Here is a 14936-nt window from a genome sequence, read left to right on the forward strand (position 1 = left end):
CCGCGGCGGCTCCGGTGCGGCAGGATGGCCGGGGGCGCGGCGGCACGCTCCCCGCCCCTCCCGCCCCTCGAACCAGCGTCAGGAGTCGCACATGGGCCAGGCCGACCAGCCGGTCAACCCCTACCGGATCGGCGAGGCCGCGGCGCTGCTCGGCGTCAGCGCCGACACGATGCGGCGCTGGGTGGACGCCGGGCGGGTCGCCGCCACCCGCGACGAGCACGGGCACCGGATCGTTCCCGGCGCCGAACTGGCCGCGTTCGCCCGCGAGTTGGCCCGCACCGAGGCCGCCGAGGCGGAGGGCCGGCCGTCCTCGGCACGCAACCGCTTCCCCGGGATCGTCACCGACGTGCTGCTCGGCGACGTGGCCGCGCGGGTGGAGATCCAGGCCGGGCCGTTCCGGGTGGTGTCGCTGATCAGCCGGGAGTCGGCGGAGGAGCTGAATCTGGTGCCCGGCGCGCCCGCCACGGCGGTCATCAAGTCCACCAATGTGATGATCGAGCGGCGCTAGGTCCCCAAGGTCCCGGCCGCCGCGCCGTCAGTGAACGCCGAACGAGAGGCCCGCCCCGGATGCCACCCCCGAAGCTGCCGACCACCCAGGCCGCCGTGCTCGCGATCGAAGCCGTGGCCGCGCGGCACGGCCGCGAGGTCCGCGCCCAGCACGACATCGGCCGCGACCGGACCTTCGCCGGACTGGTCGGCGCGGTCGGGCCCGGCGAGCTGGACGCCGTCCCGCACGAGGCGCTGCTGGAGTTCGGCGGCCGCCCGGCCGTCGGCGTCCGGCTGTTCACCCACGACGAGGCCGTGGTCACCGTCGAGGGCATCCCCTTCGACGTCGCGCGGGACGGCGTCCCCGCGTTCCTCGACGCGGTCTGGAAGGACCTCGTCCAGGTCAAGGTGCGCGCCTTCCCGCCGTCCAGCACCCTGATCGTCACCGTCCCCGGCGAGCCGAGCCACCGCGAGGGCATCGGCGTGCACGACCTCACCCCCTGGCTCGCGGGGAGGATCCGATGACCACGGCCCGAAGCACCACCGGGTGGAAGCCGCTCGCCGTCGCCCACCGCGGCGACCCGTACCGGTACCGCGAGAACACCCTGCCCTCGATCGAGTCCGCCCTCGCCGCCGGCGCCGACGCCGTCGAGGTCGACGTCCAGCTCACCCGCGACCAGGTGCCCGTCCTGCTGCACGACCGCACCCTGGAGCGGCTCTGGGGCGACACCCGTGCCGTCGACCGGGTCACCGCCGAGCAGCTCGACGAGCTGCGCCGGGGCGCACTCGCCGTCCCCACCCTCGCCGAGGCCGTCAAGGCGGTGGCCGCCGCGCACGACCCCCGGGCGGAGCAGCCGGGCCCCCGGCTGCTGATCGACCTCGACGACCCCGGCCCGGCCGCCGCCACCTGGTCCGTCGTCACCGGCCTCGGCGCCGAACGGCAGGTCGCCTTCTGCGGCCCCGCCACCGCCATGCTCGCCGTGCGCGCCCTCAGCCCCACCGCCGACATCGCGCTCACCTGGAAGCAGCCCCGGCTGCCCGGGCGGGCCCTGCTCGACGACCTGCGCCCGCGCTACCTCAACCCGCCGTTCGGCCTGGTCACCGCCGAGTTCGTGCTCGGCGCCGCCGACGCCGGACTCTCCGTCTCCACGTGGACGGCCGACCTGCGGCGCACCATGCGCCGGCTGCGCGACACCGGCGTCGCCGCCATCACCAGCAACCGGATCGGCGTGCTGCGCTCCGTCCTGGACGGCCGGCGGTGAACGCTCCTCCGGGTGGCCAACAGGTGCTGACCACCCGGGCGTTGGGGCGCGCCCTGCTCGCCCGCCAGCACCTGCTGGAGCGCACCGACCGGCCGCCCGCCGAGCTGATCCGCCACCTCGGCGGGCTGCAGGCCCAGGCCGCGCCGCAGCCCCCGTACCTCGGCCTGCTCTCCCGGCTGGACGGCTTCACCCCGGACCGGCTCAGCACGCTCATCGAGCAGCGGGCCGTCGTCCGGATCGCCCTGCAGCGCGGCACCATCCACCTGGTCACCGCCGAGGACTGCCTGACCCTGCGGCCGCTGCTCCAGCCCGTCCTGGACCAGGCGCTGCGCACCACCTACGGCAAGCGGCTGGCCGGCCTCGACCTCGCCGCCCTGGCCGCCGAGGCCCGGAGCCTGGTCGAGGAGCGGCCGCGCACCTTCCAGCAGCTCGGCCCGCTGCTGGCGGCCAGCCGCCCGGACCGCGACCCGGCCGCACTGGCCCAGGCCGCGCGCTGCCTGCTGCCGCTCGTCCAGGTGCCGCCGCGCGGGCTGTGGGGGCGCGGCGGCCCGGCCGCCCACACCACCGCCGAGGCCTGGCTCGGCCGCCCGCTCGACCCCGCGCCCGCGCTGGACGACCTCGTCCTGCGCTACCTCGCCGCGTTCGGCCCGGCCGGCCCGGCCGACCTGAAGAAGTGGTCCGGCCTCAGCGGCCTCGGCCCGGTGCTGGCCCGGCTCGCGCCGCGGCTGCGCACCTTCCGCGACGAACAGGGCCGGCTGCTCCACGACCTGCCGCAGGCACCCCGGCCGGCCGAGGACGTCCCGGCGCCGGTGCGGCTGCTCGCGCCCTTCGACAACCTGCTGCTCTCGCACGCCGACCGGGGCCGGGTGCTGCCGGAGCGGTACCGGGGGCGGGTGATGACGCAGAACGGCATCGTGCTCGGCACGCTGCTGGTCGACGGGCTGGTCGCCGGGACGTGGCGGCTGACGGCGGAGCAGGACGTGGTGGTGCAGCCGTTCGGCCCGCTCGCCCCGGCCGACCGGGAGGGCGCCGAGGCCGAGGCGCGGCGGGTGCTGGCCTTCGCGGGCGGCGAAGGGTCCGTCCGGGTGGAGGCGCCGGCGTAGCGCCCCGGCGTGGAGCCCCGGCCCGGTGCCGGACAACTCGCTGGCGGCGGCGGGGCGGGAATGTGATCATGACCGACGCCACTGCTACGAGGGGACGCGGATGCGACGGGACATGGAACTGATCGACGCGGCGCCGGAGGGTGCCGGGCCGTACGGCATCACCGTGGCGCCCGGCGGGGACGTCTGGTTCACGCTGGTGCACAGCGGCGAGGTCGGACGGCTGACGGCGGACGGCTCGGTGCGGCGGTACGGCCTCGGCGCGCCGGACTGCGGCCCGGCCGTCATCACCGCCGGCCCGGACGGGGCGCTCTGGTTCAGCCGGATGCGCGACCACCGGATCGGGCGGATCACGGCGGCCGGGGAGGCGGGCTCGTTCCCCGTCCGCACCGAGGGCGCCGGGCCGTACGGCATCGCCGCCGGGCCGGACGGCGCGCTCTGGTTCACCGAGCTGGGCGCCGGCCGGGTGGGGCGGATCGGCGTGGACGGCGAGGTCGAGGAGTACCCGCTCCCGCTCGCCGGGGCGTTCCCGTCGATGATCACGGCCGGGCCGGACGGCGCGCTGTGGTGCACGCTCAACCAGGCCGACGCGGTGGCCCGGATCGGCCTCGACGGCGAGGTGGCCGTCCACCGGCTGCCCACCGAGGGCACCGCGCCGGTCGGCATCACCGCGGGCGCGGACGGCGCGCTCTGGTACGTCGGGATCGGCGGCGGGCTGGTCGGGCGGATCACCGTCGACGGGCAGGTCACCGAACACCCGCTGGCCGACCGGGCGGCCAAACCGCACGCGATCGCCGCCGGGCCGGACGGCGCGCTCTGGTTCTCCGAGTGGGGCGCCGGCCGGATCGGGGTGCTCCACCCGGACGGGCGGCTGGACGGGTACCCGATCCCCGGCCCGGGCGCCGAGCCGCACGGCATCGCGGTCGGGGCGGACGGCGTGGTGTACGCGGCGCTGGAGCGAGGTCAGATCCTGCGGCTGGGCGCCTGACGCACCCGGGCCGGCGGGGCCGGGGCTGCGGGCGCGAGGCCCGGGTGGGAGGGCCCGGTGCGGGAGGGCCCGGTGCGGGAGGGCCCGGGCCGGGGTCCGGAAGACGGGCCCAGCGGCCCCGGGGGCCCGGGCCCAACGGCCCTGGGGCGCGGCGGTGGTGCGTTCGGATCATGGAACGCCATCATCCGCACGACGTTCCGAAGGAGTGCGTCCTTGAGCGCCACCCAGGCACAGGGCGACCCCACCCTCCCGCCAACACCCCGGCCGGTCAAGGCGGTTCGGGCCAGGCAGCCCGGCTCGGCCATGGTCAGGTTGTTGACCACCACCGACCACAAGACGATCGGCACCATGTACCTGGTGTCCTCGTTCGCGTTCTTCCTGATCGGCGGCGTCCTCGCCCTGGTCATGCGCGCCGAACTCGCCCGGCCCGGTAACCAGATCCTGTCGAACGAGCAGTTCAACCAGGCCTTCACCATGCACGGCTCGATCATGCTGCTGCTGTTCGCGATGCCGCTGTTCACCGGCTTCGCGAACTGGATCATGCCGCTGCAGATCGGCGCCCCGGACGTGGCCTTCCCACGGCTCAACGCGCTGGCCTACTGGCTGTTCATGGGCGGCTCGCTGATCGCGGCGGCGGGCTTCCTCACCCCGCAGGGCGCCGCCGACTTCGGCTGGTTCCTCTACGCGCCGCTGTCCGACGCCGTCCACTCGCCGGGCATCGGCGCCGACCTGTGGATCATGGGCGTCGCGCTGTCCGGCTTCGGCAGCATCTTCGGCGCGGTCAACTTCATCACCACCATCATCTGCATGCGCGCCCCCGGACTGACCATGTTCCGGATGTCCATCTTCTGCTGGAACGTGCTGCTCACCTCGGTGCTGGTGCTGCTGGTCTTCCCGGTGCTCGCGGCCGCGCTGTTCGCGCTGGAGGCGGACCGCAAGTTCGGTGCCCACGTCTTCGACCCGGCCAACGGCGGGGCGATGCTGTGGCAGCACCTGTTCTGGTTCTTCGGCCACCCCGAGGTGTACATCCTGGCGCTGCCCTTCTTCGGCATCGTGTCGGAGATCATCCCGGTCTTCAGCCGCAAGCCGATGTTCGGCTACTCCGGCCTGATCGCCGCCACCGTCGCCATCGCCGGTCTGTCGGTCACGGTCTGGGCGCACCACATGTACGTCACCGGGCAGGTGCTGCTGCCCTTCTTCTCCTTCATGACCTTCCTGATCGCCGTCCCGACCGGGGTGAAGTTCTTCAACTGGGTCGGCACCATGTGGCGCGGCTCGCTCAGCTTCGAGACGCCGATGCTGTGGACGGTCGGCTTCCTGGTCACCTTCCTCTTCGGCGGCCTCACCGGGGTGCTGCTGGCCGCCCCGCCGATCGACTTCCACGTCTCCGACTCGTACTTCGTCGTCGCGCACTTCCACTACACGCTGTTCGGCACCGTGGTGTACGCGATGTTCGCCGGATTCCACTTCTGGTGGCCCAAGATGACCGGCCGGATGCTCGACGAACGGCTCGGCAGGATCACCTTCTGGACGCTCACCGTGGGCTTCCACGCCACCTTCCTGGTGCAGCACTGGCTCGGCGCGGAAGGGATGCCGCGGCGGTACGCCGACTACCTGGAGTCGGACGGCTTCACCACGCTGAACACGGTGTCGACGATCGGTTCGTTCCTGCTCGGGCTGTCCGTCCTGCCGTTCCTGTACAACGTCTGGAAGACCGCCAAGTACGGCGAGAAGGTCGAACAGGACGACCCGTGGGGCTGGGGCCGCTCGCTGGAGTGGGCCACCTCCTGCCCGCCGCCGCGGCACAACTTCACGTCGCTGCCCCGGATCCGCTCCGAATCCCCGGCGTTCGACCTGCACCACCCCGACATCGCCGCGCGGGACGCCCTGGAGAACACCGGCAGTCCGGCCCCCCACCTGGCGGACGTCGAGCCGGCGAAGTACGACCGGCCGCTCGGCCGGGCGGCGGTCCGGGCCGCCGCGCGGTCGGCGGCGGGCTCGGACGGCTCCCGGCCGTGAGGTGCCGCCCCGCCCGGGCTCGGCCGCGGGTGGGGGCGGTCCTCCGCATTCCATCTCCCCGCCCGCATCCGTCCGTTCGCATCCGTCCGTTCGCATCGCTTCGCCCCGGAAGGCCCGGCCCATGAACCACAGCGTCCTCGCCATCGCCACCGCCGCCCTCACCGCCGGCGGCTGCGTCTGGTACCTGCCCGCCATCGCCGACCTCCAGGCCGGCGCCGACCGGCCCCGCTCCACCCGTACGGCCGCTGCCGCCTGCGTGCTCGGGTGGGCGGCCCTCGCCCTCGCGGGCGGGCTGCTGCTCGCCCTGGGGGACTGGCGGCCCGCCGCCCAGACCGCCCTCGCCGGGCTGGTCGGCGGCGTGGCGCTGTGGCTGCGGGCGCTGCGGGAGCGTCGCGTCGAGCAGCGGGAGGCGGACGAGCGGTGGATCGCCCTGGACGCCGGGCCCGCGCCCCGCCCGCCGCGCAGCGGCCGGTCCTCGGCGGTAGGCCTGGCCGGGTGGCTGGTCGTCGGCGCGGCCGTCGCCTCGCTCGGGGCGGCGGCCGTCCTCCTCTCCGGGGGCGGGACGGCCGGGACGCGGGCCGCGCTGGCGGCGGGCAGCGGGGTGGGGGTGGCGCTGCTGTTCCTGGTGATGGGGCTGAGGAGCGTGCGGCGGTGACGGTCCCGCGGATGTCCTCCCGAATGGGGTCGTTGGGCCCTGGGCCGGGCGGGGGTGGTGGGTGATGATGACCTGGGCCCCGCCGGCCGGGCGCGGGGGTGATGAAGGTGGAGCCGCGTGATGGCGACCAAGGCGGAGGGTGCCGGGGCTTCGGCGCCGGTGCGGGTGTTCCTGCTCGACGACCACGAGGTGGTGCGCCGGGGCGTGCACGACCTGCTGGACGGCGAGCCGGACCTGACGGTGGTCGGCGAGGCCGCGACCGCGGAGCAGGCGCTCGTCCGGGTGCCGGCGCTGCGGCCCGACGTCGCGGTGCTGGACGTCCGGCTGGGGGACGGCGACGGCGTCTCGGTCTGCCGTGAACTGCGCTCGCGGATGCCCGACCTGGCCTGCCTGATGCTCACCTCCTTCGACGACGAGGAGGCGCTGCTGGACGCCGTGATGGCGGGCGCCGCCGGTTACGTGCTCAAGCAGATCAGCGGCACCGACCTGGTCGCCGCCGTCCGCACCGTCGCCTCCGGCCGCTCGATGCTCGACCCGGGCGCCGCGACCCGCCTGCTGAACCGGCTGCGCAGCGACGCCGAACCGGCCCGGCCGGCCACCGCCGGGCCGGCGCTGACCGCGCGCGAGGAGGAGGTGCTGGCGCTGATCGGCGAGGGCCTGACCAACCGGCAGATCGGCGAGCGGCTCTACCTCGCCGAGAAGACGGTGAAGAACCACGTCTCCCGGCTGCTCGCCAAGCTCGGCGTCGAGCGGCGGGTGCAGGCCGCCCTGATCGCCACCGAGCTGCGCCAGGCCGCCGCCGCGACGCCGTCGTCGCTGCGGCGGGGCCGGGTCTGACGGCGGGGCGATCCTGGCGGCGGGCCCGGTGGCGGGCCGGGTGGGACCATCGGCCCTCGCCGCGGCGGCCGGGGGCGGGTGACCATCCCGGTATGAACCGCGATCGCGACCTGTACGAGGAAGAAGACGGCCTGCGGGACCTCGGCCCCGAGCGGGCGCTGGACCTGCTGGGCCGGGCGGCGGTCGGGCGGGTGGTCTACACCATCGGCGCCCTGCCGGCCGTCCTGCCGGTCCCGTTCCGGCTCGTCCCCGGCGGCGTGCTGCTCGCCGCCGGAGCCGACGCCGACCTGGTCCGCGCGGTCGACGGCGCCGTGATCGCCTTCGAGGCCGACGAGGTCGACGCGGCGGACGGCTCCGGCTGGTGCGTCACCGTCCTCGGCCGCGCCCGGGCCCACCCGGCCGATCCTGCCGATGCCGCCGATGCCGCCGATGCGGCCGATCCTGCCGATGCCGCCGATGTCCGGATCCTGATCCGCCCCGAGCTCGTCACCGGGCGGCGGCTTCCGTCGAGCCGGTTGCCCGGCCCGGGCCCGGTCCGGTTCACTGCCGGGGGGAAGCGGGCGGGCGGGGAGGAACCGTGATCGACTACGACGCCGAGGCGCGCGCGTACGATGCCTCGCGCGGCGGGGAGCCCCGGGCCCGGGCCGCCGCCGAAGCCGTCGAACGGCTGCTGCCGCCGCAGGCCCGTACGGTGCTGGACGTCGCCTGCGGCACGGGCATCGTCACCGCTCTGCTGCGCCGCCCGGGCCGTGCCGTCCTCGGCGTCGACCGCTCGCCGGGGATGCTCCGGCTCGCCGGGCAGCGCCTGCCGGGCGCCGTCCTGCGCGGGGACGCCACCCGGCTGCCGGTCCGGGCCGGCAGCGTGGACGCCGTGGTGCTGGTCTGGTCGCTCCACCTGCTCCCGGACGCCGCGCCCGTCCTCGCCGAGGCCCGCCGGGTGCTGCGGCCCGGCGGGGTGCTGGTCACCACCGTCGACAAGAACGACGCGTCGTTCACCGAGCCCGGCGACCTCGCCGAGGCCACGCGGCCGTGGCGGCGCCGGCACGCCCCGCAGGTCACCGACCGGCTCGACCGGGTGACGGCCCAGGCCGCCGCCCTCGGCCTCCGCCCGGCGGGCGCGACCACCTTCCCCGGCCACGGCCAGGGCCGCAGCCCCCGCGCCTGGCGCACGCAGATCGAGCGCGGCCGCATCGGCTGGTGCGCCGACCCGGCCACCGCCGGGGCCGCCCTCAGGGCCCTCGCCGCCCTCCCCGACCAGGACGCCCCGCGCCCCGACCCGCGGTACCGCCTGGCGGCCTTCCGCGCTTGACGGAACGTCACCGGGCGGGCGTTGTCAGACCCGTGTGCCATCGTGTACGGACGAGTGGGGCGCACAGGGTTCCCGCTCTCCGGCGGTGAGGGGTTGGGGGAAGCGATGACGGGCTGGGTCGGTGTCGGCTGGGAGGGCGTGGGCTGGGACGGTTGGCGGGACGTCGGCGGGATCCGGGCGTTGCTCGACGCGGGCGCCGACCCGGAGGGCGCGGGCTGGGGGTGGCGCCCCCTGCACCGGGCGGCGAGGTACGGCTCGCCCGAGGTGGTGGCCGAACTGGCGCGCCGCGTCCCGGACGTGGACGCGGTGGAGGAGGGGGCGACCGCGCTGTGGGAGGCCGTGCTCGCGGACCGGCCGGACAACGCCCGCGCCCTGGTCGCCGCCGGTGCCGACCCCTGGCGGCCCCAGCTCGGCGGCTGGTCGCCGGGCCGGCTCGCCCTGGCCGGTCCGGTGCCCGACCTGTTCCCCGTGCCCCTGGGGCAGCCGGGCCTGACGGCGGCGGAGCGGGCCGCCGCCGAGCGCGGCCACCGACTCGTCGCGGCGCTCGGGGACTTCTACTACGACGGCACGGGGCTCGCCTGCGTCGCCGGCATCGACGCCGCGGAGGCGATCCGCCGGCTGGGCGCGGTGCAGGCGGAGGAGGAGTTCATGGCCGACTACCTCGACGACCCGCTGGCGTTCTCGATGGACGAATGCTTGCTCATCGCGGGCGTCACGACCGTGCCGGGCGGGTGCGTCGTCACCCAGCCCTGGGGCTACACCCCGTTCACCCCGGGGGCGATGGCCCGGCTGACGGCCGGGACCGTCGGCTACGGCCTCTACGCCAATCCCAAGAGCGGCAACCAGGGGAACGTCTTCCGCGACGGCGCCGAGGAGGGCTGGGACCTCCACCCCGGCGGCGGCCCCCACCCCGGCGGCAGCGCGGAGGAGGTCCTGACCGGCTACCTCTACCGGCACCGGGCCGTCGCCGAGGCGTGCGCCTTCGCGGGCCTCGACCCGGCCGACGCCCGCGCCGTCACGGGCCCCGCCGACGTCTGGATACGGCTGCCCGACGTCGACTGGTGGGCGCGCTGACCGGCCCGGCCCGAAGGCGGGCCGCTCCCGCGCCGGGGCAAGCGGCAGGACGCCGCGCCCGTACCCCGGACGAAAACGGATTGCCTCGTGGCCAGAGCTCACGTTTGCTGGGCAGCATGGCTGAACTGCGTACCGATCGTCTCATCCTCCGTCGATGGGAAGACTCCGACCTCGAACCGTGGGCTGCGATGAACGCTGATCCCGAGGTTCGCGAGCACTTGGGCGACCCGCTCACCCGTGAACAGAGCGATGCCTCCGTGGCGCGGTTCCAGGCCGGGTTCGCCCAGCGGGGCTACGGATGGTGGGCGGTCGAAGTGCGGGCCACGGGGGAGTTCATCGGCTTCGCGGGCTTGGACCAGGTGGATGACGGTCTGCCGTTCACCGGGATCGAGATCGGTTGGAGGCTCGCCCGCTCGGCCTGGGGCCACGGCTACGCCACCGAGGCCGCCCTGGCCGGCCTGGCCTTCGGCTTCGAAACGCTCGACCTCCCCGAGATCCTCGCGGTGACGACTGCCACCAACCTCCGCTCCCAGGCAATGATGCGCCGCATCGGCATGACCCGGGACCCGGCTGACGATTTCGACGACCCCACCGCGCCCGAAGGGCCCCTGCGCCCGAACGTGCTGTACCGAATCGCCCGTGGCACGCGGATCTGACGCTCGCGGCTCGGTCGCTTGGTCAGGCTGCGACAGGGGGTGGGCGTCCGCCCCGGCGCAGCCCCTTCTCGCTGCAGGGCCTCGTTGAATCGGCGGATCACATTCCGCACCGTGTCCTCGTCCGCCGGGACCAGCCGGGCCCTGTCCGGTCGGAGCGCTGGCCGGGCTGGCCGGAAAGCGGGTGCCGCAGGGCAGGTCGTCGCTGGTCGCCGGTGAGGGTTCCGTCCATCGGCACTGTCGCGCTCAGGACCTGTTCTGGCGATCATGCGTAGGGCATCTCGGTGGTCCTTCGCCGGGCAGTCGTGGGAGGGGTGGGGAGGCACGTGGACAGGGAGTTGCGGTATGCCGCTGTCGTGGCGCTCGGCGAACTCGGGCGAAGTCACGACTACCGTGACCGCGCGGACGCCGCCCACGGCCTGGCCGGGTTTGCCGAGATGCACGAGGCCTTCGGGCCGCTGCGGACGCTCGTGCTCGACCCGGATGACACCTTCGTGACCAGGGTGACTGCGGAATCGCTGCTTCGGCGACAGGACAGGGTCGGACTGGCGATAGTCGCGTCCGCACTGGCAGAAGCTGACCCGAACCACGGGGATTGGATCCACACCGCAGTAGTCGACGTATTCAGCATCTTCTCCCACGCCCGGGACAATGCGATCCGCTTGTGTGAGGAGCTGTCGCAGGACGCTGACGACCGCGTTGCCCAGGGGGCTCGTCAGCTGCACGACCTCCTGGTTGAGATCGATCCCGTTCTTCGCCCCGCATAGCGCGGCGATTGCTGGCCGGCTGTCGGCCTTCTCCGGGAGCGTGCGCCGGATGCCGTGCCGCCGTTCCCAGGTGCTCGGGGCACCTGGAGCCCCGCAGGTCCGGGTGTCGGCGGGGGGTGGGGGCGTGGCCGGGCCGTAGGCTGCGGCGGGCGGGGCTTTCGTCCCGCGTGCGGGGGCCTTGCGGCTCTGGTGGCGGCGCGGCGGGGGCGCCAGGGTTGGGGGCAGCAGCGGACGGGCCGTCAGGGCGGGCCGGGCCGCGGCGGACCGGGACGGCCGTGGCGTTCGAGACGCGCGGAACACGTGGAACAGGTGGAGGAAGTCATGACGTCGATCGTTGCGGCCGGAGTCGACGGATCGCCGGCGAGCGTCGCCGCCGCCCACTGGGCCGCCGAGGAGGCGCTGCGGCGCGGGGCCGCGCTGCGGCTGCTGCACGCCTGGCCGTGGCTGACCGACGGCGTCGCCTCCTACGCCGAGCCCGACGACCTGCCCGCCGCCGCGCAGCGCCTCCTCGCCGCGGCCGCCGAGGAGGTCCGTGGGCGCCACCCCGGCCTGGACGTGCGGGCCGACGTGGTGCTGGACGCTCCGGTGGACGGCCTGGTCGCGGCCGCGGGCGACAGCGAGCTGCTGGTGCTCGGCTCGCGCGGCCTCGGCGGCTTCGCCGGGCTGCTGCTCGGCTCGGTCGGCATGGCGGTCGCCGGGCGCAGCGCGGCGCCGGTCGTCGTGGTGCGGGAGCCCGGGAGTGACGGCGGTGACGGTGCGAGCGCGGGCGGCGAGGTGGTCGTCGGCGTGGACGCGCACGGCCCCGAGGCGGAGGTGCTCGCCTTCGCCTTCCGCGAGGCCGCCCTGCGCGGTGCCCGGCTCCGGGCCGTGCACGGCTGGGACCTGCCGCCGGTGTTCGGGTACGCGGGCGGCGCCGTGCCGGCGGGCGAGGTCGGCCAGCTGGAGGCGCTGGAGGCCAAGCTGCTGTCGCTGGCCCTGGCCGGGCCGCGCGAGCAGCATCCGGAGGTCGAGGTGGTCGAGGACGTCCGGCTCGGCGCGGCGCGCGGCCTGGTCGAGGCCTCGGCCGGGGCCGCGCTGCTGGTCGTCGGTCGGGGGCACCGCCCGGTGGAGTTCGGGCCGCGGCTCGGGCGGGTCGCGCACGCGGTGCTGCACCACGCCGGGGCGCCGGTCGCGGTCGTACCGCACTGGTGACCGGCCGCACCGGCGGGGAGTGACCAACGGCCCGGGGTGGGCCGGGCCCTGGGCCCGGCCCACCCCGGAGGGGCGCGGCGCTCGGCGTCCTGGAGGAGGCGCCCGCTCCCCGGCACGTCGAGGTGCTGCCGCAGCTGTGCCCGCTCGGAGCCCGGGGCGGCGGCCGGTCAGCTCCGGTCAGCTCCGGTCGGCGAAGGCGGTGCGCCAGGCGGGGCTGTCGACGTAGTGGTTGTCGAAGCGGTCGGCGGAGGTGGCGATCGCGGTCGGGCTGGTTTCGCCGCGCATGACGCTGCCGAGCAGGCGCAGGTAGTCGAAGCGGTCCATGCCGGGGTGCTTCGGGTCGGGGTGCCGGTCGGTGCCGGGGGTGAACAGGAACAGGACGTCGGCTCCGCCGCCCGGGGCGGCCGCGAAGGCGTGCGGGGTGTGCGGGGGGACGGCGAGGAAGTCGCCGGCGTCCAGGACGGTGACCTGCTCGCCGATCAGGACGCGCAGGGAGCCGCTGATGACGAAGAACAGCTCCCAGGCCCGGGTGTGGAAGTGGGCGGGGGCTCCGGCGGCGCCCTCGGTGAAGACGGAGCGGTAGACGGTGAAGCCGCCCTCGGCGGGGGAGGGTTCGGCGAGGAGGGTCATGGTGGCGCTCGGGTCGGCGCAGGTCTCGGCCTCGGTGCGGCGGGCCAGGATCGGGGTGGCGGAGTTCGGCTTCGACGTCATGGGACCAGGCTAGGGTCGGAAAGACCCATGATCATGGGGCAATCGATCATCGTTTTGATGGGTCAATTCGAGGACGGGGTGCCGGCTGCGACCCCCGCCCGCAGGAAGCCCGTGAACGCCGTCACCGCCGGTGGCACCCGCTGCCCCCGCCGCACCGCCGTGTACACGTGCCGGACCGGGGTGTCGTCCGGGTGCAGCGGGACGAGGGCGATGTCCGGGCGGGCGGCGCGGGCGGCCAGGGACGGGATGAGGGTGGTGCCCAACCCGGCGGCGACCAGGCCGAGTTTGGCGGTCCAGTTGGCGACGGCGTACTCGATCCGGGGCTGGAAGCCGCTGCGCACGCAGGACGCGAGCAGGGTGGACTCCGGCTGGCGGCGGGCCGCGATCCACGCCTCGTCGGCGAGCTCGGCCAGGCGCAGGCGCCGGCGCCCGGCCAGTCGGTGGCTGCGGGACAGGGCGACCAGCACCGGGTCCTCGGCCAGCGGTGAGAGGTCGAACTGGCCCGTTTCGTCGATGAGTTCGGCGTCGGCGTGGTAGGTGGCGAGGAGTGCGAGGTCGATCGCGCCGTCGGCCAGCAGGCCGAGCAGGGGTGCGGACAGCCCCTCGGTCAGGCTGATCGCCACCTGCGGGTGGGCGGCGCGGAAGGCGGCCAGTGCGCTGGGAACGAGCGCCACGTTGGCGCTGTCGAAGGCGCCGACCCGCAGCCGTCCGGCCGTCAGTTCGGTGAGGGCGGCCAGGTCCCGCCGGGTGGTGTCCAGGCGCTCCAGCATCGCCTCGGCGTGCGGCAGCAGTGCGCGCCCGTGCTCGGTCAGCCGCACCCCGCGCGCCAGCCGGTCGAACAGCGGCGTGCCCAACTCGGCTTCCAGGGTCGCGATCTGACGGGAGATCGCGGACTGGGTGTAGCCCAGGCGCTCCCCGGCGGCGGTGAAGGAACCCAGGTGGGCGACGGTGCGGAAGACGTCCAGCCAAGCCATGTCCATTCCGCATGGATACCATGCCGGACATTCGCTTGTCGCGTGGCTCGGGCCTGCCTAGCGTGAGGGCCATGAAGAAGATCGCATTTCTCGGGCTGGGCCGCATGGGCCGGCCGATGGCCCGTCGCCTCGCCGCCACCGGCCACGCGCTGACCGTCTGGAACCGCTCCCCGGGCCGGGCCGACGGCCTCACCGAGGCCGCGACCGCGGCCGAGGCCGTGCGGGGCGCCGAACTCGTCATCACCATGCTGTCCGACCCGGCCGCCGTGGCCGAGGTGGCCGGGCAGTTCGTCCCCGCGCTGGCGCCGGGCGCGCTGTGGATCGACATGTCCTCGATCGGCCCGCGTGCGGTCGCCGAGCTGCGCGACGGGCTGCCGGACGGCGTGCGCATGGTGGACGCCCCGGTGCTCGGCAGCGTCGGCCCGGCGGCCACCGGCGGCCTGACCGTCCTCGCCGGCGGCGAGGAGGCCGACCTCGACCGCGCGCAGCCCGTCCTGGAACAGCTCGGCACGGTGCTGCGCTGCGGCGGCCCGGGCACGGGTGCGGCGCTGAAGGTCGTGGTGATCGGCGGCATCGTGGCATCGGTCACCGTGATCGGTGAAGTCCTGTCGGTGGCCGAGGAGTTGGGCGTGCCGCAGGAGCAGGCCCTGCAGGCGCTGTCGACCACGCCGCTGGCCGGGGCGCTCGCCCGGGCGCGCAGCACGGAGTCGGACTTCCCGGTCCGGCTGGCGGCCAAGGACCTCGCCCTGGCGGGCGGCGGGCCGGTGCTGACGGCGGCCCGTGAGGTGCTGCTCGCGGACCCGTCGATCGCCGACCTGGACCTGGCGTCGGTGGTGACCGCGCTGCGGCGGTAGTCGTCCCACGGGGCCCGGATCGCTTGGGGCCCGGACTGCTCGGGGCCCGGATCGCC

Annotated in this window: 17 protein-coding genes; 15 read left to right on the forward strand and 2 right to left on the reverse strand. The window is 75.4% G+C overall.

The genetic code is table 11. The features are described 5' to 3' along the window. The first annotated feature begins 91 nt into the window (after window positions 1-91). The 14 genes from AB2U05_RS31185 to AB2U05_RS31250 all read left to right on the forward strand — a co-directional run bounded on the left by AB2U05_RS31185 (window position 92) and on the right by AB2U05_RS31250 (window position 12341). Complete coding sequence (locus tag AB2U05_RS31185; protein ID WP_369184961.1) at window positions 92-508, forward strand: molybdopterin-binding protein; 417 nt, start codon at window positions 92-94, stop codon at window positions 506-508. A gap of 59 nt (window positions 509-567) precedes the next feature. Beyond that, on the forward strand, window positions 568-1011 hold the full coding sequence (locus tag AB2U05_RS31190; protein WP_045691879.1) for a hypothetical protein: 444 nt from the start codon (window positions 568-570) through the stop codon (window positions 1009-1011). Further along, a complete protein-coding gene (locus tag AB2U05_RS31195; protein WP_045691878.1) occupies window positions 1008-1748 on the forward strand; it encodes a glycerophosphodiester phosphodiesterase family protein in 741 nt (246 codons plus the stop codon). Before AB2U05_RS31190 ends, AB2U05_RS31195 begins: the two co-directional genes overlap by 4 nt. A 23-nt stretch (window positions 1749-1771) precedes the next feature. Next, window positions 1772-2851, forward strand: a complete 1080-nt coding sequence (locus AB2U05_RS31200) for a winged helix DNA-binding domain-containing protein (protein WP_369184962.1) — start codon at window positions 1772-1774, stop codon at window positions 2849-2851. 100 nt (window positions 2852-2951) lie between these two features. Then, entirely contained in the window at window positions 2952-3836 is an 885-nt protein-coding gene (locus AB2U05_RS31205) for a virginiamycin B lyase (RefSeq protein ID WP_369184963.1), read from the forward strand. Window positions 3837-4139: 303 nt separating this feature from the next. Beyond that, entirely contained in the window at window positions 4140-5855 is a 1716-nt protein-coding gene (ctaD, locus tag AB2U05_RS31210; RefSeq protein ID WP_369186021.1) for a cytochrome c oxidase subunit I, read from the forward strand. A gap of 121 nt (window positions 5856-5976) precedes the next feature. Then, a complete protein-coding gene (locus AB2U05_RS31215; RefSeq protein WP_369184964.1) occupies window positions 5977-6510 on the forward strand; it encodes a hypothetical protein in 534 nt (177 codons plus the stop codon). Between the two features lie 120 nt (window positions 6511-6630). Continuing rightward, entirely contained in the window at window positions 6631-7347 is a 717-nt protein-coding gene (locus AB2U05_RS31220) for a response regulator transcription factor (RefSeq protein WP_045691874.1), read from the forward strand. 92 nt (window positions 7348-7439) lie between these two features. Beyond that, window positions 7440-7928, forward strand: coding sequence for a pyridoxamine 5'-phosphate oxidase family protein (locus AB2U05_RS31225; protein ID WP_369184965.1), 489 nt, complete (start codon window positions 7440-7442; stop codon window positions 7926-7928). Further along, a complete protein-coding gene (locus AB2U05_RS31230; RefSeq protein ID WP_369184966.1) occupies window positions 7925-8656 on the forward strand; it encodes a class I SAM-dependent methyltransferase in 732 nt (243 codons plus the stop codon). The genes AB2U05_RS31225 and AB2U05_RS31230 overlap by 4 nt, the downstream gene beginning before the upstream one ends. 105 nt (window positions 8657-8761) lie before the next feature. Continuing rightward, window positions 8762-9730: an ankyrin repeat domain-containing protein gene (locus AB2U05_RS31235; protein WP_369184967.1), complete on the forward strand. Its 969-nt coding sequence runs from the start codon at window positions 8762-8764 to the stop codon at window positions 9728-9730. A gap of 116 nt (window positions 9731-9846) precedes the next feature. Beyond that, window positions 9847-10386 (forward strand): GNAT family N-acetyltransferase, encoded by a 540-nt coding sequence (locus tag AB2U05_RS31240; protein ID WP_369184968.1) that lies wholly within the window; start codon window positions 9847-9849, stop codon window positions 10384-10386. A 323-nt stretch (window positions 10387-10709) separates the two neighbouring features. Then, the gene (locus AB2U05_RS31245) at window positions 10710-11150 is read left to right on the forward strand and encodes a hypothetical protein (protein ID WP_369184969.1); all 441 of its coding nucleotides are present in this window, start codon (window positions 10710-10712) and stop codon (window positions 11148-11150) included. A gap of 321 nt (window positions 11151-11471) precedes the next feature. Next, window positions 11472-12341, forward strand: a complete 870-nt coding sequence (locus AB2U05_RS31250) for a universal stress protein (RefSeq protein ID WP_369184970.1) — start codon at window positions 11472-11474, stop codon at window positions 12339-12341. A gap of 177 nt (window positions 12342-12518) precedes the next feature. Here AB2U05_RS31250 and AB2U05_RS31255 read toward each other — a convergent pair whose 3' ends face one another. Together AB2U05_RS31255 and AB2U05_RS31260 are read right to left on the reverse strand one after the other, a co-directional pair. Further along, a complete protein-coding gene (locus AB2U05_RS31255) occupies window positions 12519-13052 on the reverse strand; it encodes a cupin domain-containing protein (RefSeq protein WP_369184971.1) in 534 nt (177 codons plus the stop codon). A gap of 62 nt (window positions 13053-13114) precedes the next feature. Then, on the reverse strand, window positions 13115-14032 hold the full coding sequence (locus AB2U05_RS31260) for a LysR family transcriptional regulator (RefSeq protein ID WP_369184972.1): 918 nt from the start codon (window positions 14030-14032) through the stop codon (window positions 13115-13117). Between the two features lie 65 nt (window positions 14033-14097). On the opposite strand from AB2U05_RS31260, the gene AB2U05_RS31265 reads away from it, so the two are divergent. Then, the gene (locus AB2U05_RS31265) at window positions 14098-14880 is read left to right on the forward strand and encodes an NAD(P)-dependent oxidoreductase (RefSeq protein ID WP_369184973.1); all 783 of its coding nucleotides are present in this window, start codon (window positions 14098-14100) and stop codon (window positions 14878-14880) included. Window positions 14881-14936: the final 56 nt, after the last annotated feature.

This window comes from Streptomyces sp. Y1 (assembly GCF_041053115.1).
Classification (GTDB): domain Bacteria; phylum Actinomycetota; class Actinomycetes; order Streptomycetales; family Streptomycetaceae; genus Kitasatospora; species Kitasatospora rubellomurina.

What these genes read in the sequence shown, in the direction of transcription:
- AB2U05_RS31195 (WP_045691878.1), top strand. Translation starts at nt 1,008, where the DNA reads ATGACCACGGCCCGAAGCACCACCGGGTGGAAGCCGCTCGCCGTCGCC.
- AB2U05_RS31260 (WP_369184972.1), bottom strand. Translation starts at nt 14,032, where the DNA reads ATGGACATGGCTTGGCTGGACGTCTTCCGCACCGTCGCCCACCTGGGT.
- ctaD (WP_369186021.1), top strand. Translation starts at nt 4,140, where the DNA reads ATGGTCAGGTTGTTGACCACCACCGACCACAAGACGATCGGCACCATG.
- AB2U05_RS31185 (WP_369184961.1), top strand. Translation starts at nt 92, where the DNA reads ATGGGCCAGGCCGACCAGCCGGTCAACCCCTACCGGATCGGCGAGGCC.
- AB2U05_RS31225 (WP_369184965.1), top strand. Translation starts at nt 7,440, where the DNA reads ATGAACCGCGATCGCGACCTGTACGAGGAAGAAGACGGCCTGCGGGAC.
- AB2U05_RS31235 (WP_369184967.1), top strand. Translation starts at nt 8,762, where the DNA reads ATGACGGGCTGGGTCGGTGTCGGCTGGGAGGGCGTGGGCTGGGACGGT.
- AB2U05_RS31190 (WP_045691879.1), top strand. Translation starts at nt 568, where the DNA reads ATGCCACCCCCGAAGCTGCCGACCACCCAGGCCGCCGTGCTCGCGATC.
- AB2U05_RS31265 (WP_369184973.1), top strand. Translation starts at nt 14,098, where the DNA reads ATGAAGAAGATCGCATTTCTCGGGCTGGGCCGCATGGGCCGGCCGATG.
- AB2U05_RS31250 (WP_369184970.1), top strand. Translation starts at nt 11,472, where the DNA reads ATGACGTCGATCGTTGCGGCCGGAGTCGACGGATCGCCGGCGAGCGTC.
- AB2U05_RS31215 (WP_369184964.1), top strand. Translation starts at nt 5,977, where the DNA reads ATGAACCACAGCGTCCTCGCCATCGCCACCGCCGCCCTCACCGCCGGC.
- AB2U05_RS31255 (WP_369184971.1), bottom strand. Translation starts at nt 13,052, where the DNA reads ATGACGTCGAAGCCGAACTCCGCCACCCCGATCCTGGCCCGCCGCACC.
- AB2U05_RS31240 (WP_369184968.1), top strand. Translation starts at nt 9,847, where the DNA reads ATGGCTGAACTGCGTACCGATCGTCTCATCCTCCGTCGATGGGAAGAC.
- AB2U05_RS31220 (WP_045691874.1), top strand. Translation starts at nt 6,631, where the DNA reads ATGGCGACCAAGGCGGAGGGTGCCGGGGCTTCGGCGCCGGTGCGGGTG.
- AB2U05_RS31205 (WP_369184963.1), top strand. Translation starts at nt 2,952, where the DNA reads ATGCGACGGGACATGGAACTGATCGACGCGGCGCCGGAGGGTGCCGGG.